The sequence below is a fragment of the Pseudomonas sp. URMO17WK12:I9 genome, assembly GCF_900230165.1.
Taxonomy (GTDB): Bacteria; Pseudomonadota; Gammaproteobacteria; order Pseudomonadales; family Pseudomonadaceae; genus Aquipseudomonas; species Aquipseudomonas fulva.
The window spans coordinates 65242-89556 of sequence record NZ_OCMQ01000013.1; the positions used below are offsets into that span (position 1 = coordinate 65242).

21 protein-coding genes and 1 other RNA gene are annotated in these 24315 nt (G+C 64.5%); 13 read left to right on the plus strand and 9 right to left on the minus strand.

The features are described from left to right. Window positions 1-90 precede the first annotated feature (90 nt). Window positions 91-495 carry a ferric iron uptake transcriptional regulator gene (gene fur / locus CRP40_RS19855; RefSeq protein ID WP_023533128.1) on the minus strand — a complete coding sequence of 135 codons (405 nt, stop codon included), beginning with the start codon at window positions 493-495 and terminating at the stop codon, window positions 91-93. Window positions 496-592: 97 nt separating this feature from the next. On the opposite strand from fur, the gene CRP40_RS19860 reads away from it, so the two are divergent. After that, complete coding sequence (locus CRP40_RS19860; RefSeq protein WP_023533140.1) at window positions 593-1120, plus strand: outer membrane protein assembly factor BamE; 528 nt, start codon at window positions 593-595, stop codon at window positions 1118-1120. A 123-nt stretch (window positions 1121-1243) separates the two neighbouring features. Here the strand turns inward: CRP40_RS19860 and CRP40_RS19865 are convergent, their stop codons facing one another. Next, a complete protein-coding gene (locus tag CRP40_RS19865) occupies window positions 1244-1684 on the minus strand; it encodes a type II toxin-antitoxin system RatA family toxin (RefSeq protein WP_027915424.1) in 441 nt (146 codons plus the stop codon). A 163-nt stretch (window positions 1685-1847) separates the two neighbouring features. On the opposite strand from CRP40_RS19865, the gene smpB reads away from it, so the two are divergent. Continuing rightward, window positions 1848-2330, plus strand: a complete 483-nt coding sequence (gene smpB, locus CRP40_RS19870) for an SsrA-binding protein SmpB (RefSeq protein ID WP_023533119.1) — start codon at window positions 1848-1850, stop codon at window positions 2328-2330. A 143-nt stretch (window positions 2331-2473) separates the two neighbouring features. Here smpB and CRP40_RS19875 read toward each other — a convergent pair whose 3' ends face one another. Next, window positions 2474-3241, minus strand: coding sequence for an FCD domain-containing protein (locus CRP40_RS19875; protein WP_027915425.1), 768 nt, complete (start codon window positions 3239-3241; stop codon window positions 2474-2476). A 254-nt stretch (window positions 3242-3495) separates the two neighbouring features. On the opposite strand from CRP40_RS19875, the gene CRP40_RS19880 reads away from it, so the two are divergent. The 3 genes from CRP40_RS19880 to CRP40_RS19890 all read left to right on the plus strand — a co-directional run bounded on the left by CRP40_RS19880 (window position 3496) and on the right by CRP40_RS19890 (window position 9254). Further along, entirely contained in the window at window positions 3496-5166 is a 1671-nt protein-coding gene (locus tag CRP40_RS19880; protein ID WP_027915426.1) for a lactate permease LctP family transporter, read from the plus strand. Window positions 5167-5229: 63 nt separating this feature from the next. Continuing rightward, on the plus strand, window positions 5230-6375 hold the full coding sequence (gene lldD / locus CRP40_RS19885; RefSeq protein WP_027915427.1) for an FMN-dependent L-lactate dehydrogenase LldD: 1146 nt from the start codon (window positions 5230-5232) through the stop codon (window positions 6373-6375). Between the two features lie 74 nt (window positions 6376-6449). Further along, the gene (locus tag CRP40_RS19890) at window positions 6450-9254 is read left to right on the plus strand and encodes an FAD-binding and (Fe-S)-binding domain-containing protein (RefSeq protein ID WP_027915428.1); all 2805 of its coding nucleotides are present in this window, start codon (window positions 6450-6452) and stop codon (window positions 9252-9254) included. 254 nt (window positions 9255-9508) lie between these two features. On the opposite strand, the gene glyA is transcribed toward CRP40_RS19890, so the two are convergent. The 5 genes from glyA to serC form a co-directional block, all read right to left on the minus strand. Next, the gene (gene glyA / locus CRP40_RS19895) at window positions 9509-10774 is read right to left on the minus strand and encodes a serine hydroxymethyltransferase (protein ID WP_027915429.1); all 1266 of its coding nucleotides are present in this window, start codon (window positions 10772-10774) and stop codon (window positions 9509-9511) included. A gap of 23 nt (window positions 10775-10797) precedes the next feature. Continuing rightward, window positions 10798-11979 carry an aspartate aminotransferase family protein gene (locus tag CRP40_RS19900; protein ID WP_027915430.1) on the minus strand — a complete coding sequence of 394 codons (1182 nt, stop codon included), beginning with the start codon at window positions 11977-11979 and terminating at the stop codon, window positions 10798-10800. A gap of 23 nt (window positions 11980-12002) precedes the next feature. Next, window positions 12003-12845, minus strand: coding sequence for a YggS family pyridoxal phosphate-dependent enzyme (locus tag CRP40_RS19905; RefSeq protein ID WP_023533166.1), 843 nt, complete (start codon window positions 12843-12845; stop codon window positions 12003-12005). Further along, window positions 12845-14092 carry a benzoate/H(+) symporter BenE family transporter gene (locus CRP40_RS19910; protein WP_027915431.1) on the minus strand — a complete coding sequence of 416 codons (1248 nt, stop codon included), beginning with the start codon at window positions 14090-14092 and terminating at the stop codon, window positions 12845-12847. The genes CRP40_RS19905 and CRP40_RS19910 overlap by 1 nt, the downstream gene beginning before the upstream one ends. A gap of 119 nt (window positions 14093-14211) precedes the next feature. Next, on the minus strand, window positions 14212-15294 hold the full coding sequence (gene serC / locus CRP40_RS19915; protein WP_027915432.1) for a 3-phosphoserine/phosphohydroxythreonine transaminase: 1083 nt from the start codon (window positions 15292-15294) through the stop codon (window positions 14212-14214). A gap of 131 nt (window positions 15295-15425) precedes the next feature. On the opposite strand from serC, the gene CRP40_RS19920 reads away from it, so the two are divergent. After that, on the plus strand, window positions 15426-16922 hold the full coding sequence (locus CRP40_RS19920) for a PLP-dependent aminotransferase family protein (RefSeq protein WP_023533154.1): 1497 nt from the start codon (window positions 15426-15428) through the stop codon (window positions 16920-16922). 9 nt (window positions 16923-16931) lie between these two features. On the opposite strand, the gene CRP40_RS19925 is transcribed toward CRP40_RS19920, so the two are convergent. Further along, window positions 16932-18230 carry a serine hydroxymethyltransferase gene (locus CRP40_RS19925; RefSeq protein WP_027915433.1) on the minus strand — a complete coding sequence of 433 codons (1299 nt, stop codon included), beginning with the start codon at window positions 18228-18230 and terminating at the stop codon, window positions 16932-16934. 257 nt (window positions 18231-18487) lie between these two features. Between CRP40_RS19925 and CRP40_RS19930 the strand changes: the two genes are divergently transcribed. The 7 genes from CRP40_RS19930 to ssrA all read left to right on the plus strand — a co-directional run bounded on the left by CRP40_RS19930 (window position 18488) and on the right by ssrA (window position 24013). Continuing rightward, window positions 18488-19702 (plus strand): MFS transporter, encoded by a 1215-nt coding sequence (locus tag CRP40_RS19930; protein WP_027915434.1) that lies wholly within the window; start codon window positions 18488-18490, stop codon window positions 19700-19702. A gap of 123 nt (window positions 19703-19825) precedes the next feature. Beyond that, a complete protein-coding gene (locus CRP40_RS19935; RefSeq protein WP_027915435.1) occupies window positions 19826-20788 on the plus strand; it encodes a diiron oxygenase in 963 nt (320 codons plus the stop codon). Next, window positions 20785-21846 carry an iron-sulfur cluster-binding domain-containing protein gene (locus CRP40_RS19940; RefSeq protein WP_027915436.1) on the plus strand — a complete coding sequence of 354 codons (1062 nt, stop codon included), beginning with the start codon at window positions 20785-20787 and terminating at the stop codon, window positions 21844-21846. The genes CRP40_RS19935 and CRP40_RS19940 overlap by 4 nt, the downstream gene beginning before the upstream one ends. Before the next feature lie 36 nt (window positions 21847-21882). Beyond that, on the plus strand, window positions 21883-22578 hold the full coding sequence (locus CRP40_RS19945) for a glutamine amidotransferase (protein ID WP_027915437.1): 696 nt from the start codon (window positions 21883-21885) through the stop codon (window positions 22576-22578). Window positions 22579-22635: 57 nt separating this feature from the next. Next, window positions 22636-23004: an antibiotic biosynthesis monooxygenase gene (locus tag CRP40_RS19950; protein WP_027915438.1), complete on the plus strand. Its 369-nt coding sequence runs from the start codon at window positions 22636-22638 to the stop codon at window positions 23002-23004. Between the two features lie 225 nt (window positions 23005-23229). Beyond that, window positions 23230-23523: a hypothetical protein gene (locus CRP40_RS19955; protein WP_027915439.1), complete on the plus strand. Its 294-nt coding sequence runs from the start codon at window positions 23230-23232 to the stop codon at window positions 23521-23523. A 98-nt stretch (window positions 23524-23621) separates the two neighbouring features. Beyond that, window positions 23622-24013: a transfer-messenger RNA gene (gene ssrA, locus CRP40_RS19960) on the plus strand. Window positions 24014-24315 lie beyond the last annotated feature (302 nt).

The window sequence follows — 24315 nt, forward strand, 5'->3', positions numbered from 1 at the left end:
AAGGGCCGGGGTAACGGCCAACACCACCGCTTGCAGAAAAAACAAAGGCGACCCTAGGGTCGCCTTTGCTGTTTAAGAACGAAGTAATCGTTACTTCTTCTTACGCACATAAAGGACCAGGTTGTGGTCCACCAGCTCGAAACCGTGCTCTTCGACAATTTCACGCTGACGCTTCTCGATCTCGGCGTCCATGAACTCGATGACTTCACTGGTATCCACGTTGACCATATGGTCGTGGTGACCGCCATCGGCCAGTTCAAACACTGCATGACCGCCGTCGAAGTTGTGGCGAACCACCAGACCTGCTGCTTCGAACTGGGTCAGTACACGGTACACGGTGGCCAGGCCAACATCCTCGCCTGCCTCCATGAGGGCCTTGTACACATCTTCGGCGCTCATGTGACGCTGCTCGGCAGAGTCGAGCATTTGAAGGATCTTGACTCGAGGCAGGGTCACCTTGAGACCGGCTTTGCGCAATTCGCTATTTTCAACCATGGTCAGCTTTCTCGCCGATGCTGCTTCGCAGCTTCTCTTAATACGGGTATGATCGGTGTTTACGTTGTCCAGCCAAGATAGTGGAAGTCGCCCACCGATGCAAAACACCAAGCTCTTGCTAACCAGCCTCACCTTCGTGGGACTGCTCGCACTCGCCGGTTGCTCGTTTCCCGGGGTTTACAAAATCGACATCCAGCAGGGCAATGTCGTCACGCAAGACATGATAGACCAATTGCGTCCGGGAATGACCCGGCGGCAAGTGCGGTTTATCATGGGTAACCCTCTGATTCAGGATACGTTCCACACCAACCGGTGGGATTACCTCTACAGCCTGCAACCTGGTGGCGGTCAGCGCCAACAGGAACGCATGAGCATTTTCTTCAATGAAAGCGACCAGCTGGTAAGCCTGTCTGGCGACTTCATGCCGGGCGTCAGCCGCGACCAGGAAATCCTCGGTGGCAGCGGTGACACCACGGTCAGCCCAGGCGCCAACGGCGAGCAGCCGGCAGCCCAGCCGGAAGAAAAACCGGCCAAACCAGGCTCGGTCGAGGAATCCATCCAGCGCGAGATCGACACCATCGAAACCACGCCCGTGCCGACACCGGCACCGCTGGAAACGCGCTAAACGCGCTGATACAAAAAAGCCCGGACAGTGTCCGGGCTTTTTCATTGCTGCAATAAACGCTGCCAATCAAACGTCACCGCCTCCTGCCACTGGAGGCGCGTGGCGATACCTCGATTGCAGACCTTACGAAGCAGCGTACAACTGCTTGGCACGCTCGCAGAACGCATCCACCAGGGTATTGGCTGCCTGATTGAACAGCGGCCCCAGCGTGGCGCGCACAAATGAGCCGGCATAGTCGAACGACAGGTCCAAGCTGATCTTGCAGGCCTTCTCGCCCAGCGGCTTGAACACCCAGATGCCATGCAGCTGGGTGAACGGCCCCTCCTCCAGGTTCATCTCGATGGATTCCCCCGGCACCAGCACATTGCGGGTAACGAAGTGCTGGCTGATACCGCCTTTGGCCACCTCGAGCTTGGCGCGCATGTGGGTTTCGCTGGCTTCGAGCACCGTCGAGTCGGAACACCAGGGCAAGAAGTCCGGGTAGCTGGCTACATCGTTTACCAGGTCGTACAAGGCCTGGGCAGGATACGGCAGCAGGGCGGAGCGTTGAATATGGGTAGTCATCCAGGCGTCACTTCCTAGGCTGGGTGGCGGTGCTTCGCAGCATTCCGATTACAGGTTCTGTACCTATGACAGTGCCTGCATTGTCCGGTATTCATTCCAGTGGCTCAAGCACGCAGAAATCCCATAGCGGACGACGCGCGGACTTGCCTATAATGCCGACCCTATGGCTAAGCAAAAAAAACATCCGACCGGGACCATCGCGCAGAACAAGAAAGCGCGACACGATTACTTCATCGAACACAAGTTCGAGGCCGGGCTGGTCCTGTCCGGCTGGGAAGTAAAAAGCCTGCGAGCCGGCAAGGCGCACCTCGTTGACAGCTACGTGCTGCTCAAGGACGGTGAGGCCTGGCTGTTCGGCAGCCACATCACCCCGCTGACCACCGCCAGCACCCACGTCATCGCAGACCCCATCCGCACCCGCAAGCTGCTGCTCAACAAGCGTGAGCTCGAGCGGCTCGAAGCGGCCGTGGCGCAAAAGGGTTATACCTGCGTGGCATTGGCGCTGTATTGGAGCAAGCACCTGATCAAGTGCGAAATCGCACTGGGTAAGGGCAAGAAGGAATACGACAAGCGCGATACCGTGCGCGAACGCGATTCCAACCGCGAGCTGCAGCGGGCCGTGCGCAACAAGGGCAAGGAAGACTAGCGCTTGCCCCTCTTCCCCGCCGAGTGATGATAGGGGCAACTAGTTGCCCGATCGTTTCATCAAGGGGAAGCTTACCTGCCGTGAACAGCGCGCCGCCCACAGCGGCCACCTGTTCATGCGTACACTCGCCCGCACACATACCCTCAGTGCCCGTTGCGCCGCTCCGCCCGTGCGACCCGCTGCGCCTCTTCATGCGCCTCTTCGAGCACCTCCTGCACGTACAGAATGTGCCGGCTGGACACCTCACGCGCATCCTCAGCCCTGCCTTCGACAATCGCCAGGTACAACTCCCGGTGCTGGCTGATCAGCATGTCGCGCGTTTCGCTGCGTTGCTGGTACATGCCACCGATGTTGGTGACCACGTTGCGCTTGAGCAGGTCGAACAAGCCGCGAATGGTGTGCAGCAGCACGGCATTGTGACTGGCCTCGGCAATGGCCAGGTGAAAGCGCGCATCGGCGGCGCCTTCTTCGGCCCGCGTGACCTCCCCCACCCGTGCGTAGCAGTCCTGCAGCACGTCGAACGCCTCCTTCAAGCGAGCCCGGTCGGGTGCGGTGGCGCGCTGGGCCGCGTAGTAGGCACAAGACGCCTCCAGGGTATGGCGAAACTCCAGCAGGTCGTGTTGCGCCTGAGGGCTGTGTTCGAGCAGTTGCAACAACGGGTCACTGAACGTGGAGCCCAGCGACTGCGCCACATAGTTGCCGCCGCCTTGCTTGCTGACCAGCAACCCCTTGGCCACCAGCTTCTGGATCGCTTCGCGCAACGACGGGCGTGATACCCCAAACTGCTCGGCCAGCACGCGTTCGGCTGGCAGCCGCTGGCCCGACGTCAACGTGCCTTCCAGAATCATCCCTTCCAACCGATCGACAATGTCGTCGGACAGGCGCCGCTGGCGGACCTGATCAAAAACCATCACACGCTCTCCACGAATCCCGGCTGATATCCGGGGCATCCATTCTCGCCGATCCACAGCCGGCCGACACCCACCAGCGCTCGATTTTCACGCCACATCACCTGCCCGCTCATCGGCATTCGACCAAAGTGCTGCCTCGGACAAATTGACACACCCCCGTGTGCGCTTTTAACCTAGCGGCGAGCCATTGTAAATTGGTCTTACCAATTATCCAGGGCCGGCGCATGACCAACAACAATTAGGGGCCACCCCATATGCAAACCTGGCAACAACTCTACAGCCCGCTGGGCAGTCTCGGCCTGTCCGCACTGGCGGCAGTCATCCCCATCGTCTTCTTCTTCCTGGCCCTGGCCGTCTTCCGTCTCAAGGGCCATGTCGCCGGCAGCATCACCTTGGGCTTGTCGATCCTGGTGGCGATCTTCGCTTTCCAGATGCCTGTCGACATGGCCCTGGCGGCTGCCGGCTACGGCTTCCTCTATGGTCTGTGGCCCATCGCCTGGATCATCGTCGCGGCCGTGTTCCTGTACAAACTCACGGTCAAGAGCGGCCAGTTCGAGGTGATCCGCAGTTCGGTGCTGTCGATCACCGACGACCAGCGCCTGCAGGTGTTGCTGATCGGCTTCTGCTTCGGCGCCTTCCTGGAAGGGGCGGCCGGCTTTGGTGCACCGGTGGCGATCACCGCCGCGCTGCTGGTGGGCCTTGGCTTCAACCCGCTGTACGCCGCAGGCCTGTGCCTGATCGCCAACACCGCACCGGTCGCCTTCGGCGCGCTGGGCATCCCGATCATCGTGGCAGGCCAGGTCACCGGCATCGACGCCTTCCACATTGGCGCCATGACTGGTCGCCAGCTGCCGTTGCTGTCGCTGTTCGTGCCGTTCTGGCTGGTGTTCATGATGGACGGCCTGCGCGGCGTGAAGGAAACCTGGCCTGCTGCCCTGGTGGCCGGCTTGAGCTTCGCCGTCACCCAGTACTTCACCTCGAACTTCATCGGCCCGGAACTCCCTGACATCACCTCGGCCCTGGCCAGCCTGATCGCCCTGACCTTGTTCCTGAAAGTGTGGCAGCCCAAGCGTTCGTTCGCGGCGGCCACCGGCAGCGTCGGCGCGGCCGTGGTGCAAACCGGTGGCAGCCAGCCAAGCCCCTACAGCCTGGGTGAAATCTTCAAGGCCTGGTCGCCGTTCCTGATCCTCACGGTGCTGGTGACGATCTGGACCCTCAAGCCCTTCAAGGCCGCGTTTGCCCCGGGCGGTGCGATGTACAACTTCGTGTTCAACTTCGCCATCCCGCACCTCGACCAACTGGTGATCAAAACGGTCCCCATCGTGGCTGCACCTACGGCCATGCCGGCCGTGTTCAAGCTCGACCCGATTTCTGCCACGGGCACCGCGATCTTCCTGTCGGCACTGATCTCCATGGCCGTGCTCAAGATCAACGTCAAGACTGGTCTGACCACTTTCAAGGAAACACTCTTCGAGCTGCGCTGGCCCATTCTGTCCATCGGCATGGTGCTGGCCTTCGCCTTCGTGACCAACTATTCCGGCATGTCCTCGACCATGGCCCTGGTACTGGCCGGCACCGGCGCGGCGTTCCCGTTCTTCTCGCCGTTCCTGGGCTGGCTGGGGGTGTTCCTGACCGGTTCGGATACTTCCTCCAACGCCCTGTTCAGCTCGTTGCAAGCCACCACCGCGCACCAGATCGGCGTGAACGACACCCTGCTGGTTGCAGCCAACACCAGCGGCGGCGTGACCGGCAAGATGATTTCGCCGCAGTCGATCGCCGTGGCGTGCGCCGCCACCGGCCTTGTGGGCAAGGAGTCCGACCTGTTCCGCTTCACCGTCAAGCACAGCCTGTTCTTCGCCACCATCGTCGGCCTGATCACCTTGGTGCAGGCCTACTGGCTGACCGGCATGCTGGTTCATCACTAAAGTGAAAGGGGCCGGGCAGCCCACATTGCCCGGCCTTACTCACCTGCCAAGCTGCGAGAGCCCATGATCATTTCTGCCTCTACCGATTACCGCGCCGCCGCCCAACGCAAGTTGCCGCCCTTCCTGTTCCACTATGCCGATGGCGGCGCCTACGCCGAGCACACCCTGCGCCATAACGTTTCGGACCTGGCCAGCATCGCCCTGCGCCAGCGCGTGCTGAAGAACATGTCCGAACTCAGCCTGCAGACCGAGCTGTTCGGTGAAACCCTGAGCATGCCTGTGGCCCTGGCCCCGGTCGGCCTGACCGGCATGTACGCCCGCCGTGGCGAAGTGCAGGCGGCGCGTGCGGCTGCTGCCCACGGCATCCCGTTCACCATGTCCACCGTTTCGGTCTGCCCCATCGAAGAAGTGGCCCCGGCCATCGACCGGCCGATGTGGTTCCAGCTGTACGTGCTCAAGGACCGCGGGTTCATGCGCAATGCCCTGGAGCGCGCCAAGGCTGCCGGCGTTCGCACCCTGGTGTTCACCGTCGACATGCCCACCCCCGGCGCCCGCTACCGCGATGCCCACTCGGGCATGAGCGGCAAGAACGGCCCGCTGCGGCGTATGCTGCAAGCCATGACCCACCCGCAGTGGGCATGGGACGTGGGCGTCATGGGCCGCCCGCACGATCTGGGCAACATCTCCACCTACCGGGGCAACCCTACGGGCCTGGCCGACTACATCGGCTGGCTGGCCAACAATTTCGACCCGTCCATTTCCTGGCGCGACCTGGAGTGGATCCGCGAATTCTGGGACGGCCCGATGATCATCAAGGGCATCCTCGATGCCGACGATGCCCGCGATGCGGTCAAGTTCGGCGCCGACGGTATCGTCGTGTCCAACCACGGTGGCCGCCAGCTCGACGGCGTGCTGTCCAGCGCCCGCGCCTTGCCGGCGATTGCCGACGCGGTGAAGGGCGACCTGAAGATCCTGGCCGACTCGGGCATTCGCAGCGGCCTGGACGTGGTGCGCATGATCGCCCTGGGCGCCGACACCGTGCTGATCGGCCGGGCCTTCCTGTATGCCCTGGCCGTTCATGGCCAGGCCGGGGTGAAGAACCTGCTGGAGCTGTTCGAGAAAGAAATGCGCGTGGCCATGGTGCTGACCGGCACCAAGTCCATCGGCGAGATCACCCGCGACTCGCTGGTACGCGAATTCGGCGCCTGAGCGCCTGCCTGAAACACCGCCTGATTACCGGGGCACGCGCCGCACCAGACGCCGCGGCCCCGCGAGGAGACTGCATGAGCCTGCCTGCTGCGTTTCTGCGCGATGCCGAGCGCCTGATACCTGCCGAGCGTCGCTTCGACGACCCGACCTCTACCCTGGCCTTCGGCACCGATGCCAGCTTCTATCGCCTGATCCCCAAGCTGGTGGTGCGGGTGGAGTCCGAGGACGAGGTGGTCGGGCTGATCAAGCTGGCCCAGCGCGAGCGGGTGCCCATCACCTTCCGCGCCGCCGGCACCAGCTTGTCCGGCCAGGCCATCAGCGATTCGGTCCTGATCGTGCTGGGCGATAACTGGAACGGGCGCGAGGTGCGCGGCCAGGGCGAACAGATCAGGCTGCAGCCGGGTGTCATCGGCGCCCAGGCCAACGCCTGGCTGGCGCCGTTCGGGCGCAAGATCGGCCCCGACCCTGCCTCGATCAATGCCTGCAAGATTGGCGGCATCGTCGCCAACAACGCCAGCGGCATGTGCTGCGGCACGGCGCAGAACACCTACCACACCCTGGCCGGCCTGCGCCTGGTGCTGGCCGACGGCACCTGCCTGGACAGCGAGGACCCGGCCAGCGTCGCGGCCTTCCAGAACAGCCACGCCCCCTTGCTCGACGCCCTCGCCCGCCTGGGCCGGGAGACCCGCGCCAATACGGCCCTGGCCGAGCGCATCCGGCACAAGTACCGGCTCAAGAACACCACCGGCCTGTCGCTCAATGCCCTGGTGGATTTTGACCAGCCGCTCGACATCCTGCAGCACCTGCTGGTCGGCTCCGAGGGCACCCTGGGCTTCATCAGCGCGGTGACCTACGACACCGTGCCCGACCACCCGCACAAGGCCAGCGCCCTGCTGGTGTTCCCCAGTGTCGAAAGCTGCTGCCGCGCCGTGCCGATCCTCAAGCGCCAGCCCGTATCGGCCGTGGAGTTGCTGGACCGGCGCAGCCTGCGCTCGGTGCAGGACATGGCCGGCATGCCGGTGTGGGTCAAGGGCCTGTCGGCCAACGCCTGCGCCCTGTTGATCGAATCCCGCGCCGCCAGCCAGACCCTGCTGCACGAGCAAGTGCACCAGGTGATGGCCTCGATTGCCGAGTTCCCCCTGGAACAGCAAGTGGATTTCAGCGAAGACCCGGTGGTGTACAACCAGCTGTGGAAGATCCGCAAGGACACCTTCCCCGCCGTGGGCGCCGTGCGCCAGACCGGCACCACGGTCATCATCGAAGACGTCACCTTCCCCGTCGAGCAACTGGCCGAAGGCGTCAACCGGCTGATCCAGCTGTTCGACCAGCACCGCTACGACGAGGCAATCATTTTCGGCCATGCGCTGGAAGGCAACCTGCACTTCGTCTTCACCCAGGGTTTCAACAGCGCCGAGGAAGTGGCGCGCTACCAGGCCTTCATGGACGACGTGGCGCAGCTGGTGGCCGTGGAGTTTGGCGGCTCGCTCAAGGCCGAGCACGGCACCGGCCGCAACATGGCACCCTTCGTGGCGCTCGAATGGGGCCAGGATGCTTACCAGCTGATGTGGCAGCTCAAGCGCCTGCTCGACCCCAACGGCATTCTCAACCCCGATGTGGTGCTCAGCGAAGACCCGGCCATCCACCTCAAGCACCTCAAGCCGCTGCCGGCTGCCGACGCGATCGTCGACAAATGCATCGAATGCGGGTTCTGCGAACCGGTGTGCCCGTCAAAGGGGCTGACCCTCAGCCCGCGCCAGCGCATCGTCATGTGGCGGGATATCCAAGCCAGGGAGCGCGACGGCCAGGACACCCGCGCGCTGCGCGACACCTTCCAGTACCAGGGCATGGATACCTGCGCCGCCACGGGGCTGTGTGCCCAGCGCTGCCCGGTGGGCATCAACACCGGCGAGCTGGTCAAGAAGCTGCGCGCCCAGGCGGCCGAACATGGCAAGGCCGCCGACTGGTTGGCCGAACACTTCAAGACGGCCATGGGCGGCGCGCGCCTGTCCCTGACCGCCGCCAATACCGCCCGCAAGCTGCTGGGCGCGCCGCGCCTGAACCGCTTGAGCGCCGCCCTGAGCAAGACCAGCAAAGGGCGCATGCCCCGCTGGACCCCGGCCATGCCCCAGCCTGTGCGCCCTGTGCGCGTGGGTGAGGCGAGCAACGACCCGCGCCCTCGCGTGGTTTATCTGGCTGCCTGCGTGTCCAAGGTCATGGGCCCGGCGTATGCCGATCGCGAGCAGAGCTCGTTGCTGGACAAGACCCGCAGCCTGCTGGAGAAGGCAGGGTATCAGGTGGTCTTTCCTGACAATGCCGAAAGCCTGTGCTGCGGCCAGCCCTTCGCCTCCAAAGGCTACCCTGAGCAGGCTGAACACAAGCGCCAGGAGCTGATCAATGCCCTGCTGCACGCCAGCCGGGGCGGCCTGGACCCGATCTATTGCGACACCAGCCCCTGCACCCTGCGCCTGGTCCAGGACCTGGGGGATACCCGTTTGGACCTGTACGACCCGGTGCGTTTCATCCGTACGCACCTGGTCGATCGGCTCACCTTCACTCCGCAGGATGAACCGGTCGCCGTGCATGTGACCTGCAGTACGCAGCACCTGGGCGAAAGCCAGGCGCTGATCGACCTGGCGCGGCGGTGCAGCACGCAGGTGGTGATACCTGAAGGGATTCATTGCTGCGGGTTTGCCGGCGACAAGGGCTTCACCACCCCTGAGCTCAATGCCCATGCCTTGCGCAGCCTGAAGGATGCGGTGCAGTACTGCGGTGAAGGCATCTCCACCAGCCGCACCTGTGAAATTGGCTTGTCGACCCACAGTGGCATCGATTATCACGGGTTGGTGTATCTGGTGGATCGGGTCACTCGGGCGCGGTAGTTGGGGCCGCTATGCGGCCCATCGCGGCACGAGGCCGCTCCCACAGTAGATCCCGGTAGCTTTCGAATACGCAAATCCCTGTGGGAGCGGCCTTGTGCCGCGATGGGCCGCACAGCGGCCCCGGCGGTCTTCATCCCGGACTCGACGGCACAGCAAACCCAGCAACAAAAAAGGGCTGCCAGGCAGCCCTTTCACACAGGTCAAAAAACCTGCCTCAAACACCCCGACACCGCCGGTGCCAGGCCCCCATCCTCTCAACCATAAACCGGATAACGACGGCACAGCGCAACCACCTGCTCACGCACATGGTGCCCCACCTCGTCACTGCGCCCGGTTTCCAGGGCATCGAGCACATCACACAGCCACCCCGCCACCTGCTCGCACGCCTCTACATCGAACCCTCGCGTGGTCACCGCCGGTGTACCGATGCGCAGCCCCGAGGTCACGAACGGCGAACGCGGGTCGTTGGGCACCGAGTTCTTGTTGGCCGTGATATAGGCGCTGCTCAAGGCCGCATCGGCTTCCTTACCCGTGTAGGGCTTGGCCGACAGGTCGATCAGCATCATGTGGTTGTCGGTCCCGTCCGACACGATCTTGTACCCGCGCGCCTGCAACACTTTGGCCATGGCCCGGGCATTGGTCACCACCTGGGTCTGGTAACTGCGAAATGCCGGCGACAGCGCTTCCTTGAAGGCCACGGCCTTGGCCGCGATCTGGTGCATCAGTGGGCCACCCTGGACACCCGGGAATACCGCCGAGTCGAGCTTCTTGTAGAAACTTTCGTCCTGCCCCTTGGACAGGATCAGGCCGCCGCGCGGGCCGCGCAGGGTCTTGTGGGTGGTGCTGGTGACCACATGGGCGTGGGGCAGCGGGTCTGGGTATTCGCCTGCGGCAACCAGCCCGGCCACGTGGGCCATGTCCACCCAGAAGATCGCCCCGACCTTGTCGGCGATGCTGCGCATGCGTGCCCAGTCCTTGTAGCGCGAGTAGGCCGAGAACCCACCGATGAGCATCTTCGGGCGGGTTTCCAGCGCGATGCGCTCCATCTCGTCATAGTCGAGAAAACCCGTTTCAGGGTCCAGGCCGTAGGGCACGATCTTGTAGTGGCGGCCCGAGAAGTTGGCCGGGTTGCCGTGGGTCAGGTGCCCGCCCTGGGCCAGGTTCATGCCCATCACGGTGTCGCCTGGCTGGATCAGCGCCAAAAACACCGCCGCGTTGGCCTGGGCGCCGGCGTGGGGCTGCACGTTGGCGTAGTCGCAGTTGAACAGGGCCTTGACCCGCTCGATGGCCAGGCTTTCGGCCACGTCCACGTATTCGCAACCACTGTAGTAGCGCTTGCCGGGATAGCCTTCGGCGTACTTGTTGGTGAGCACCGTGCTCTGGATCTGCATCACCAAGGGGCTGGCATAGTTTTCCGAGGCGATCAGCTCGATGTGGTCTTCCTGGCGATTCACTTCGTTGCGAATCGAGGCGTGCAGCTCTGGATCGAAGGCGTTGAGGGTCAGCGTCGAGTCGTACATGGGTTAAGCGTCCTTGTTCTGAATCAGGCTTGGGGTGACAGCAAGCGGGTGAGGCGTGCAGCGATGTCGTCGATCTGCACCTCGGAGCAGATCAGGGGTGGCAGCAGGCGCACGGTGGTACCGCGGGTGACGGTGATCAGCAGGTGTTGCTCGTCCCGGGCCCGGTCCACCAGCTCGGCGCAGGGGCGGTTGAGCTCGATGCCGACCATCAGGCCCAGACCGCGCACCGACACCACTTCAGGGTGCCCGCCCAGCGCCAGCTGCAAGGCCGCCAGCAAACGCTGGCCCAGCACCCCAGCGCGCTGCGGCAGCTGATCGCGCTGCATGATGTCCACCACCGTGCAGCCCACGCGGCAGGCCAGCGGGTTGCCGCCGAAGGTGGAGGCATGGTGGCCGGGGGAAAACAGCTCGGCGGCCTTGCCTCGGGCCAGGCACGCGCCGATGGGGAAGCCATTGCCCAAGGCCTTGGCCAGGGTGATGACGTCGGGCTCGATGCCGGCGTGCTGGAAACCGAACCAGGTGCCGGTACGGCCCATGCCGGTCTGCACCTCGTCGATCATCATTAGCCAGTCGTGCGCGTCGCACAGCTGGCGCAACGCTTGCAGATAGCCCGCCGACGCCGGATGCACACCGCCCTCACCCTGCACGGGCTCGACCAGCACGGCCACCACGTTGGGCGAATTGGCCGCCACCTGGCGCACCGCTTCGATGTCATCGTAGGGCACGCGGATGAAGCCTGGCATCAGCGGCTCGAAACCGCGGTGAACGGCCGGGTTGCCGGTGGCGGCCAGGGTTGCCAGGGTACGCCCATGGAAGCTGTTTTCCATCACCAGCACCTGGGGTTGGGCGACGTTGCGGGCCGTGGCGTGCAAGCGCGCCAGCTTGAGCGCGGCCTCGTTGGCCTCGGCGCCAGAGTTGCAGAAGAACGCCCGCTCCATGCCCGAGAGCCGGCACAGGCGCTCGCCTAGCTGCTCCTGCCATGGGATACGAAACATGTTGGTGGTGTGCAGCAGCACGTCGGCCTGTTCGGCCAGGGCCGAGGCGATCTCGGGGTTGGCGTGCCCCAGGCTGGTCACGGCCACCCCGGCGATGGCATCGAGGTACTCGACCCCGTGCGAATCCCACAACAAGGCGCCCTGGCCCCGGCTGAACGCAACTGGTTGGCGAGCTGAGGTGTGCATGAGGTAAGCGGGAGCAGCAGACATTGCAGGTTTCCTGTACAGAGTGGTCAATGGCTGGTGGCCAGCGACGGAGTAGCGTCCGGGTGCGGCGCGGCATCGGCGGTGGGCCAGTAGTAGGCATCGGGCATGGCGCGGGCGCCGAAGATCGCCTGGCCGACGCGCACCACCGTGGCGCCCTCCTCGATGGCCACTTCGAAATCACCCGACATGCCCATCGACAGCTCCTGCAACGACACCCCTTCAGGCGCAGTGGCGCGCAGCTGGTCGCGCAGCTCACGCAGCAACACGAAGCACGGGCGTACCCGCGCGGCGTCGGCCGAAAACAGCGCCAGGGTCATCAGGCCGCGCACACGCAGCGCCGGGAACGCTGGCAGTGCCTGTAGAAACGCCGCCACGTCATCGGGTACCAGCCCATACTTGCTGGCCTCGCCCGAGGTGTTGACCTGGACGAACACATCCATCTGCCGCCCTTCGATGCGCAGCCGGCGGTCCAGCACCTCGGCCACGCGCAGGCTGTCCAGCGCCTGGAACTCACTGGCAAAACGCGCCACCTGCTTGGCCTTGTTGGTCTGCAAGTGACCGATCACCGACCACTGCAAGTCGTGCAAGTCGGCCATGGCTTCCCACTTGCGCTGGGCCTCCTGCACCTTGTTCTCGCCCAGCAGGCGGCAACCGGCGGCATAGGCCAGGCGCAGGTGGGCTTCGTCGAAGGTCTTGCTGACCGGCAGCAGGCGCACTTCGGCCGGGTCTCGCCCGACCCGCTCGCAGGCCCGGGCGATGCGCTCATGCACGGCGGCCAGGTTGCGGCGAAAATCCTCGACGGTGTTGGCCTGCGGGTAGCGGCCATGGCGCGCATGCAGGGTGGTGAGGTCTTCGGCGTACTCGGTCATCAATTCGTCGCTCCTTTGGTGGGCACTGCTGCCGGTTCTGCCTGGGCGGCCTTGGCCCGGCGTGGCAGGCGACCGTTGAGCACGGCGTAGGCCACAAGGCCGATCACCAGCCCCCAGAACGCACCGCCGATGCCCAGCAGGGTGATGTTGGCCGCACAGGCCAGGAAGGTGATCAACGACGCCTCGCGCGCTTTTGCATCGAGCATGGCGTTGGCCAGGCTGCCGCCGATGGTGCCCAGCAGGGCCAGCCCCGCCAGGGTGGTGATGAAGGTGGCCGGGAAGGCCATGAACACCGCCGCCAGCGTCACCCCGAAAATGCCCACCAGGATGTAGAAGATGCCGGCGGCCACACCGGCCACCCAGCGCTTGGACGGGTCTTCGGACGCTTCCTTGCCGGTGCAGATGGCAGCGGTGATGGCGGCGATGTTGAAGGCGTGGGAGCCGAACGGCGCCATCAACAGCGAGCCCAGCCCGGTGATGCCGAGGATCGGGTTGGCACTGGTGCGGAACCCGTCGTTGCGCAACACCAGCATGCCGGGCATGTACTGGCCGGTCAGGGTGATCAGAAACAGCGGCAGCGCCACGCTCAGCAGTGCGTTGAGCGAGAACTCGGGGCGGGTGAATACCGGCGTGGCGAATGCCAGGGACAGCCCAGCGAAATCGACCCGGCCCTGCATCACCAGGTACACCAGCCCCAGCACCAGGATGCCCACCACGGCGTAGCGAGCGCTCAGGCGCTTGAACACGATGTACGCCCCGATCAGCAGCCCGACCAGCAGGGGGTCGACGCTCATGCTGGCGAAGGCGCCGATACCGAACTGCAACAGGATGCCGCCCAGCAGGCCCGCGGCTACCCCCGGCGGAATCAGGCGCACGGCTTTTTCGAAGTAGCCCGACACGCCCAGCAGCACGAAGGCCACCGCCGACACCATGTACGCCCCCACCGCCTCGGCGTAGGGCGTGGTGGCCAGGGCCACGATCAGGAACGCCGCCGCCGGCGTGGACCAGGCCGTGATGATCGGCTCGCGGCTGACCCAGCTGAGCAGCAGCCCGGTCACGCCCACGCCGATGGACACCGACCACACCCACGAGGCGGTCAGCTCGGGGCTGAGCCCTGCAACCTTGGCAGCCTGGAACACCAGAATGAAAGTGCCGCCATAGTTGACGATCACCGAAATGAGCCCGGCCACCACCGGGTGCAGCAGGTCCTGCAGGCGCAGGGGCGAGGGGGTACGAGTAGATGACATAGGTCTTGGCTCCTTGCTAGACGCTGTATCCGGCTGCGGTAGGCAGTCATTTATAGCCGCAGATTGGCTGGTTTTACCCCGACGCTTCACCGGGGCGGACCAGACCACTTTCAGTGCGCTCAACCGTACCTGCGGGCGAACGCCCCCATGAACTCGCACAGGGCGGCCACCGCTTCGACGGAGATGGCGTTGTACAGGCTGGCGCGAATGCCGCCGACGCTGGCGTGGCCCTTCAGGCCATGCAGCCCGGCCGCCTCGGCCTCGCGCAGGAAGACCGCTTGAAGTGCTTCATCGGCCAGCCGGAACGGCACGTTGTTGATCGAGCGATAGGCCGGCTGCACCGGGTTGCGGTAGAAGCCGTCGCTGCCGTCGAGGGTTTCGTACAGCAGGCTGGCTTTGGTCTGGTTGCGCTGGTGCAGCACCTGCAAGCCCCCGCTGCGCTTGATCCACTGCAACGTCAGGCCGGTCAGGTACCAGGGGAAGGTGGCGGGCGTGTTGAGCATCGACTGGGCATCGCTGATGCGCCCGTAGTTGAGGATGTCCGGGGTGAACCCATGGCAGCGATCCAGCAGCGCCGGGTCCATGATGACCACCGTCAGCCCGGCCACGCCCATGTTCTTCTGGGCGGCGGCATACACCAGACCATGGCGTGCGATGTCGATGGGCTTGGACAGCAGGCTCGAACAGGCATCGCACACCAGCGGCGCCTCGCTGGCGGGCGCTTCGGTGAACTGCACGCCGTGCACGGTTTCGTTCTCGGTGTAGTGCAGGTAGGCCGCCTTGGGGTTCAGCTGCCAGTGCGCGACCGCCGGCACCCGGTCAAAGCCGGTGCCCTGGGCACTGGCGACCACGCGCACTTCGCCATACTGGCGCGCCGCCTCGATCGCCTTGCCCGACCACAACCCGGTGTGCAGGTAGTCCACGCTGCCGTTGTCCCCGGCCAGGTTCATGGGCACCTGGGCGAACTGCAACGAAGCGCCGCCCTGCACGAACAGCACGCGGTAGTGCGCCGGCACCTCCAGCAGCTCGCGCAGGTCGGCCTCGGTCTGCTCGGCAATGGCGCGGAAGATGGGCGAGCGGTGGCTCATCTCCATGATGGACATGCCCGTGCCGGCAAAATCGTGGAACTCGTCGTACGCCTGGTTGAGCACTTCCAGAGGGACTGCGGTGGGGCCTGCGCTGAAATTGTGTGACCGTGCCATGGTGGGTGGGCTCCTGTGCGTGAACGCGCCGACGCGGTGAATACCAGGCCAGGCCTGGGTGGCGAAGGCCGGAGTCTACGGATAAACTGGCCTGCCCTTACCTGCCAGTTCATGGATAGAGAGCAGACCACATGGCGAAGACCTTCGCGCTGGACACCCTGAAGATTCGGCTCAACGACGCCGAGTTTCAGCTGCTGGACCTGCACCAGCGCATCCAGCGCGCCTTGCGTGCGTTGATCCTGGATGGCGCGCTGGGCCCGAGCCTGAAACTGCCCTCCACCCGTGCGCTGTCCAAGTCCCTGGGCTGCGCCCGCGATACCGTCGAAAACGCCTACGTGCAGCTGCACCGGGACGGTTTCATCGTGCGCCGCGGCGGCGCGGGCAGCTACGTGTGCGACACGGTGGGCGCCGAATTGCGCGGAGCCGGCCCACGCCGGCAACGGACCCAGGAGGTGCGGCGCAGCGTGGTCGCGCCCGGCGCCGAACTCAGCCAGCGCGGGCGCATGATCTTCGAGACAGGCGGCGTGCGTGACCAGCAAGTGATCAAGGCCTTCGCCACCGGCCTGCCAGAAACCCGCAGCTTCCCCACCGACGTCTGGGAGCGGCTGCAGCGCCAGGTGGTCAAGGATTATCGCGCCAGCGTCCTGCTGCACGGTGACCCGCAAGGCGCCGAACCCCTGCGCAAGGCCATCGCCACCTACCTGAACCTCGAACGCGGGGCCACGTGCACCCCCGACCAGGTGCTGGTGCTCAGCAGTACGCGTCAGGCGTTGTACCTGTGCGCGCAATTGCTGGTAGATGCCGGCAAACCCATCCTGCTGGAAAACCCCGGCTACTACGGCGCCCGCAAGGCGTTCGCCATCGCCGAAACCAAGGTGTTGCCCATCGACGTGGACGAACGGGGCATCCGCACCGACCTGCTGTTCGCCGACCGCAGCGGCGCCAATTGCGTGTACGTCACCCCCTCGCACCAGTACCCCACCGGCGCGACCCTGCCCCTGGAGCGCCGGCTGGAGCTGATCAACTGGGCCGCGCAGAAAGCCAAGTGGATCATCGAGGACGACTACGACAGCGAGTTTCACTACGACGGCCAGCCCACCGCCTGCGTGCAGGGCCTGGACCGCTACCAGCGCACCCTGTATATCGGCACCTTCAGCAAGACCCTCTACCCTGGCCTGCGCATGGGCTACATCGTGCTGCCGCCCGAACTGGTCAAGCCCTTCGCCTATGCCCGCAGCATGATGGATGGCCACACCCCGCAGACCTTGCAGCTGACCCTGGCGCGCTTCATGGAGGACGGGCACTACAACGCCCACGTGCGTGCCATGCGCAAGTTGTACGCCGGGCGCCGGGCGGTGATGCACGACGCCATCGCCAAGTACCTGAGCCCGGTGGTCACCGCCCACCTGCCGCCAGGTGGCTTGCAGATCCCCTGCCTGCTCAAGCCAGGCTGGTCCGAAGAAAAGACCATTCGCCAGGCAGCCACGGCCGGCGTGCAGCTGTCGGGCCTGAGCAGCCTGTACCTGGGCGAGCCGCAGACCCACGGCTGGCTGCTGGGGTATTCCTCGCTCACGGCCTATGAGATCGAAGCGGCCATGCTGCGCCTGGCCAACGCCCTCAAGCTTTGAGCGCCGGGTTCAGTAAGGCAGCTTGAAACGCCGGGTCAGGTCGAAGATGCCCTCGCGGATCGATCGCTCGGTGCGGCTGTCCATGGCACCGCTGCGCACGCCCCCGAGCATGGCCAGGATCATGTCCCCGATCTCGCGGAACTCATCCTCGCCCATGCCCCGGGAGGTACAGGCCGCACTGCCCAGGCGAATGCCCGAGGTGACGCTGGACTTGACCTCGTCACCGGGCACGACGTTACGGTTCACGGTGATGCCGACCGCCTCCAGCGCACCCTCGGCGGCGTTGCCGGCAAGGCCCCAGGGGCGCAGGTCGATCACCCCCAGGTGGCAGTCCGTGCCGCCCGACACCACCAGCAAGCCACCTTCGGCCAGCCGCCCGCACAAGGCCCGCGCATTGGCCACCACCGCATGGGCGTAGGGGCCAAAACCCGGTTGCAGCGCCTCGCCCAGCGCCACCGCCTTGGCCGCGACCGTGTGCATCAGTGCAGCGCCCTGCAGGCCGGGGAACACCGCCGCGTTGATCCTGCGCGCCAGGGTCTGGTCGTTGCACAGGATCATCCCCCCGCGCGGGCCGCGCAGGGTCGCGTGGGTGCTCAGCGTGGTGACGTGGGCATGGGGCACTGGCGAGGGATAGGCGCCGCCTGCGACCAGCCCGGCGACGTGGGCGATGTCGGCCATCAGATACGCCCCCACCTCGTCGGCAATGGCGCGGAAACGGGCGAAATCCAGCGCGCGTGAATACGCCGACGCCCCGGCGATGATCAGCCGTGGCCGCTCACGACGGGCAATCTGCGCCACCTGGTCCATGTCGACCAGGTGCGTCAGCGGGTGCACACCGTAGCTGACCGCCTGGAACCAACGCCCGGACACGTTGAACGCCGCCCCGTGGGACAGGTGCCCGCCCGACTTCAGGTCCAGGCCGAGGATCTTGTCCTCCGGCTCCAGCAGCGCCAGGAACACCGCCTGGTTGGCCTGGTTGCCGGAGTGAGGTTGCACGTTGGCATAGCTGCAATCGAACAGCAGCCGGGCCCGCTCGGTGGCCAGGTCCTCGACCACATCCACATTGCCACAGCTGGCGTAATAGCGTCGCCCCGGGTACCCCTCGGCGTACTTGTTGGTCAGCACCGACCCTTGGGCCTCGAGCACGGCGCGGCTGACCACGTTCTCGGCGGCGATCAGCTCGATGGACTGCACCTGGCGCAACCGCTCGGCATCGATGGCGGTCCACACCTCGCTGTCCACCTGCGGCAGCGCAGCGGCACTGATGCCCGGCAGCGCGTGGCCCTCTTTATAAGCGAAATGCGGCATGTGTACTCCTTGGTCTGAACGCCGGCGACAACCGCACTACCCTAGCGGCCTGCGGCGCCTGCGACCGTACCGGTTGCCCGCGCTGTTGCAGACCACCTGGCTTGGCCCGGCAAGCAGGCGTCTGGCCTGGGCATGCCAGAACGGGCGAAAGATGGGCCAAAGCGGTCTGGCCTATTGCCACTAATTGGACTACCCGACAAGACCAAAGCCTCATTAAGCTCTGCGCCGACTCAGCTCATGCCCCTACAGGTTTCACCATGACGATACGTATCGGCCTGTTGCCGCAAGTCGCCGCAGCGCACTTTGTCAGCCACCTGCACATCATGGTGCTGGCGGCGCTCTTTCCGCTGCTGCCTGCTTTTTTGAACGTGGATTATGTGGCGTTGGGCCTGGCCCTCAGCGTGTTCAACATCGTCACCGCGCTGGTGCAGGCCCCCATGGGGTTTGCCGTCGATCGCCATGGCGCCCGGCGCCTGCTGCTGATGGCCCTGGCCTTGGGCAGTTGCAGTTTCCTGTTGATTGCCCTGCTGCCCGGCTACACCTGCCTGCTGGTGGGCATGGCGCTGGCGGGGGTGGCCAATGCCGTCTACCACCCTGCCGACTACGCCCTGCTGTCCCGACACATCAACCCTGCGCACATCGGCAAGGCGTTCTCGGTGCACACCTTTGCAGGTTTTCTGGGCGCGGCGGTGGCACCGGTGTTGCTGCTGGGGGTGGCGGTGGCCAGCGGCCCGGCGATGGCCTTCGCGACCGCAGCGCTGGTGGGCTTTGCAGCACTGGCCCTGCTATTGATACCCGGCTCGGCACTGGCCCAGGTCAGTGACGCGCCGCCCGCTCCGGCACCCAAGCCCGTGCAGGCGCAACGCGTGGCGCTGCTCTCGCCGATGATCATCAGCCTGACGCTGCTGTTCGTGCTGCTGAACCTGAGCACTGGCGCCATCGAAAAGTTTTCCGTCGCGGCCCTGATGCAAGGCCAGGGCGTGGCGCTGTACTGGGCCAACTCGGCCTTGACCGCCTTCCTGTTCGCCAGCGCATTCGGCGTGCTGGCAGGCGGTGCACTGGCCGACCGCACCCAGCGTCACGGGGTGGTGGCGGCCAGCGCTTTTGGGGTGGCGTGCATGCTGATGTTGCTGGTGGCCACGGCGGGCCTGAGCGAGCCGCTCTTGCTCGCCGTGCTGGGCCTGGCGGGCTTTTTGACTGGCGTGATCGCCCCGTCACGGGACATGCTGGTACGGGCTGCCGCCACCAAAGGGGCTGAAGGCAAGACCTTCGGCATCGTGTCCACGGGTTTCAACATCGGCGGCGCCATCGGGCCAGTCGGGTTCGGCTGGTTGCTGGACCAGGGCCACCCCAACGCGATTTTCTGGGCCAGTGCCGCCTTCATGGGCCTGACCGTGGCCCTGACATTGTTGCAGGAATGGGTAATGGCGCGGCAGCGCAAAGTCATTGCGCTGCAACTTTCATTTAAATGACCTGAAGCAATAATAACGACACATTTGTACCGCAAACTTGAAGGGCGCCGCCCGCACCTGTGCGTGCCAGCGAGCCGGCGTAATCAAACTGAACAACGACAACCGATAGCCTGGAGTTTTAACATGGATGTTAACCATAGCGGTACCGATGATGCAGTTAAAGGCATGCTCGCCAAACTTTCAACCCTGTGGAAAACCCGCGCTGCCGTGAACCAGCCACAACCCGATTACTGGGGCCTGGCGTTCGATGCCAACAAGAACGACTTCAGCCATTCACTGCTGCCGTTTCGCAACCACCAGGCCTGGCTTGAAGCCCCCAAGGACTTGCAGTCCAAGTGCATGTCCTACGCCTGGGGCATTTATAACCTCAAGACCATTTATATTGAATGCAATGTGGTGGTGCCGGCCTGCGAAGACATTATCAAGACCCCGCCCCACAGCCATAACCGCGCACTGCTGCAAGATGTAATGTCTCAAGCCCTGCTCGATGAAGCCCTGCATACACGCATGTCGATCATGGCCTGCAACTATATCTACGACATGCGCCAACTTACCCCCCTGGACTTCAGCGCCTTCAACCTGGTGACCTGGCGCGAAGCGCTGCTGGCCAACTGCACCGCCGAATGGGAACGCCGCCTGACCCGCTTTGGCATCGCCTGCGCCAGCGAAACGCTGATCACCGACTACCTCAAGACCATGGCCGAAGACACCACCATCCAGTCGGTCTGCCACGAGGTCACCCGCACCCACGCCATGGACGAGTGGAGCCACTCCAGCGTGTTCAGCTTCGTCGCCACCGACATCGTCAACGGACTGACCCGCAAGGAACGCCTGTACCTGCGCTCGATCATCCTGCGCACCGTGCAGATGTTCGCCAACAACGAGATGGGCGCCTGGTCGCGGGTGTTCGACATGCTGGGCTTCCCCAACGGCAACGAGATCCTGCACGACGTGGGCGACAACAACGAGATCAGCGTCTATACCGACTCCCTCGAAGCCCTGGTCAACCGCATCGGCCTGGCCGGCAATGGCCTGGACAGCGCCGAACAGGCTGTCGAACAGCTGCGCGAGAGGGCTAGCGCATGAGTACCCCGACAGGCTTTGAAGCCGTGTGCGAGCACGTCAGCAGCGAGACCGCGCAGATCAAGGTATTTGGCCTGCGCGTACTCAACGCCTCCAGCGCCTTTCTGGCAGACCTCGTGCCCGGCCGGCACGTGGCGTTGCAGGCAACGGACCTGTCCGGCGCCCGTCAGCAACGGCTGTACTCCATCACCCGCAGGCTTGGCAACGACCAGTTCGAGCTGGCGATCAAGCGCGAAGGCCGTGGCGGGGTCTCGGACCAGCTGCACGCCACCTGCCAGCCCGGCTCGCGTTTCGACGTGCAGTTCGCCGCAGGTGACATCACCCTGGCTTCGGTCCAGGCCTGCCGTCACGTCGGCCTGCTGGCCGGCGGCATCGGCATCACCCTGCCGATCGCCCTGCTGCGCGGGCTGCACGAGCGCGCCCTGCGCGGCTTGAACGTGCCCCAGGTCAGCCTGCTGCTGTGCGTGCCGTCCATTGCCGACATCCCGTTCCTGCACGAATTGCTGCAACTGGAACTGAGCTGCCCCTGGTTCGACCTGCAGGTGTTCGTCACCCGCGAAGCGGTGCACGGCAAAGGCCACTTCAAGGCCGGCCGCCCGCAAGCCCAGGACCTGCAAGCACTGGGCAACCCGGACAGCGTGGTGATCTGTGGCAGCCATGGCTTCGCCCAAGGCATGCGCGAGCACCTGCTGGCGCTGTTCCCCACCTGTCCCCTGCTGATCGAATCTTTCACCCCACCAGCGGCCTCTGCCCCGGCCACGCCAGACGATGCCCAGGCCGAAAGCCCCTTGCGCCTGCACCTTCAGCACAACGACCAGGTGCTGGAGCCCGCCGCGGGCAAGAGCCTGCTGGAGATGCTGGAAACCAGCGGCATCGCCGTGCGCAGCCTGTGCCGCGCCGGCATCTGCGGCCACTGCCGACTGAAAGTGTCGGAAGGCGAGTACACCGTCGAACCCGACTTCTGCCTGACCGACCAGGACAAGCGCGACGGCCATGCCCTGGCCTGCTGCACCTTCCCCAAGGCCGGTACGATCAAGGTCGACCTCAACCCTACGGCGTAAACCGCGCCCTCACTTCTTTCATCACCGGGTTTGCACATGAAAACAGCCATCGCACTGCGCCACATCCACTTCGAAGACGTCGGCACCCTGGCCCCCGTTCTGAGTGAGGCCGGCTACAGCCTCACCTACATCGACCCCACCGTCGAAACCCTCCAGGTCGAACAGGTGATGCAGGCCGACCTGCTGATCGTGCTGGGCGGCCCCATTGGCGCCTACGACGAAAAGCCCTACCCCTTCCTCAAGGCCGAACTTGAGCTGGTGCGCCAACGCATCGAGTCCGGCAAGCCCATGCTGGGCATCTGCCTGGGTGCACAACTGATCGCCCGCGCCATGAACGCCAAGGTCTACCCCATGGGCGTCAAGGAAATCGGCTTCTCGCCGCTTACCCTCACCGCCGAAGGCCAGCAATCGCCGCTTGCCGAACTGGGCGACGTACCCGTGCTGCACTGGCACGGCGACCAGTTCGACATCCCCCAGGGCGCCGTGCTGCTGGCCAAGACCGACATCTGCGCGCACCAGGCCTTTGCCGTGGACAACCGCATCCTGGGTCTGCAATGCCACCTGGAAGCCGACCCCGCCCGCATCGAGCAGTGGCTGGTAGGCCACGCCAACGAAGTGGGCCAGACCGCCCTGGACCCCATCGCCCTGCGCTCGGCCGCCGCCGAACTCGGCGAGCGCCTGACCCAGGCCGCCGCCCGCGTGATGCGCGCCTGGCTCGCCAACCTGAAGTAACCCGCTGCACCACCACCGCATGAAAACAACAAAGTCATCAAGGATGAGGCACGCCCCATGATCGTCGTATTGTTCGAGTTGCAAGCACTGCCCGGCCAGGGCGAAACCTACGTTGACCTGGTCAACAAGCTCACCCCTCTGCTCAAGCCCATGGAAGGGTTCATCTCGGTAGAGTGCTTCCAGAGCACCCTCAACCCCAAGAAAGTGATGTCGGTGACCACCTGGCGCGACGAAGAAGCCGTGGTGCAATGGCGCAATGTCACCGCCCACCTCTCTGCCCAACGCGCCGGCCGCGACAAGATCTTCGACGACTACCGCGTGCGCGTCACCTCGGTCATCCGCGACTACGGCCTACGCGACCGCGACCAGGCGCCCTACAACGAAGTCGTAGACGGCACCCGCCCCACCGCCTGCCCAGTAGCCTAACCCCCCAGCGAGGCCGCCCCCCCTTTTTCCCCTGTGGGAGCGGCCTCGCCGGGGCGCCGGACCGGCCGCGATGGGCCGCAAAGCGGCCCCTTCCCACTCTGCTCTCCAGCAACATCCCGCCACAAACCCTCATGCCATCCCGCCACCATCAAAACGGAACTGTCAGCCAAGCGGCACAGTCCACTTTTACAGGCCCACCTACCAGAGGCCACAGAGGAGACTCCCATGAAAGGTACCGCGCTTTCGGCCCTGTTCGCGGCCGCTACCCTGCTCGCTTCGCCGGCCTTCGCTGCCGAAAAAGACCTGTGCGCCCTGAACCTGCAGGAAATCAACGACACCATGGCCACCGCCGGAGCCACCTCGGAAGGCCTCAAAACGCAAATCGATGATGAAGTGACCAAGGCCAAAGCTGCCCAGGCAAAAGGCAATGACAAGGAGTGCATTGCAATCACTCAAAAAGCCCTGACCACGCTGCAAAACACCAACAAAGGCAGCGGCTCGAGCAGCGGCGGCGCCTGATGCATCGCGCGGGTGAGCGCTCAGCTGTCGACGCCGCCCGCGCAATGCCGTATACTCCGGTTCACGTGCCGTAAGGTGCGTTAGCTTAGAGCTAGTGTGGGGCCGATTAGGATTCGACGCCGGTAGCGAAACTCTAGGTGCATGCCGAGTTGGTAACAGAACTCGTAAATCCACTGTTGCAACTTTCTATAGTTGCCAATGACGAAAACTACGAGGGCTACGCTCTCGCTGCGTAAGCAGCTGAGCCCGCTCTCCTGGTAGCTTCGGCTCCAGCAATCACCAGGGGATGCCTGTAAACCCGAAGTGATTGTCATACAGAACAGGATCGTCGTGTAGCACGTTGGGGGCAAAGCGACTAAAACTTACCCAACTCGTCCAAAGCACCCTGCCCGTCGGGCGGCTGCGGATTAACTCAATAGACACGGCTAAGCATGTAGTACCGACAGCGGAGTACTGGCGGACGGGGGTTCAAATCCCCCCGGCTCCACCAAATTATCAAATGAAGGCGTCCATGGACGTCTTTTTTTGTGCCTGCAAGCCAAGTAATCCGGGGTTTTCAGCGCTTTTGAGGTTTTTTGAGATCTGCCGAGTTCTGACCCTTCAGATATTCCACGTGGTATTCCCGCGGCAAGGGGGCTAATCTCTGGAATACCAAAACAGCGCCTGAGGTAGATCTCATGCCTGCTCCAGCCCTACGACTATCATCCTCACTTTGGTCAGTACTGAGCTCGCGCAGGTACTGCAACTGACGCCGTGCAACAGTCAACAGGCCCGCTTCCCAAGAGTTTGATA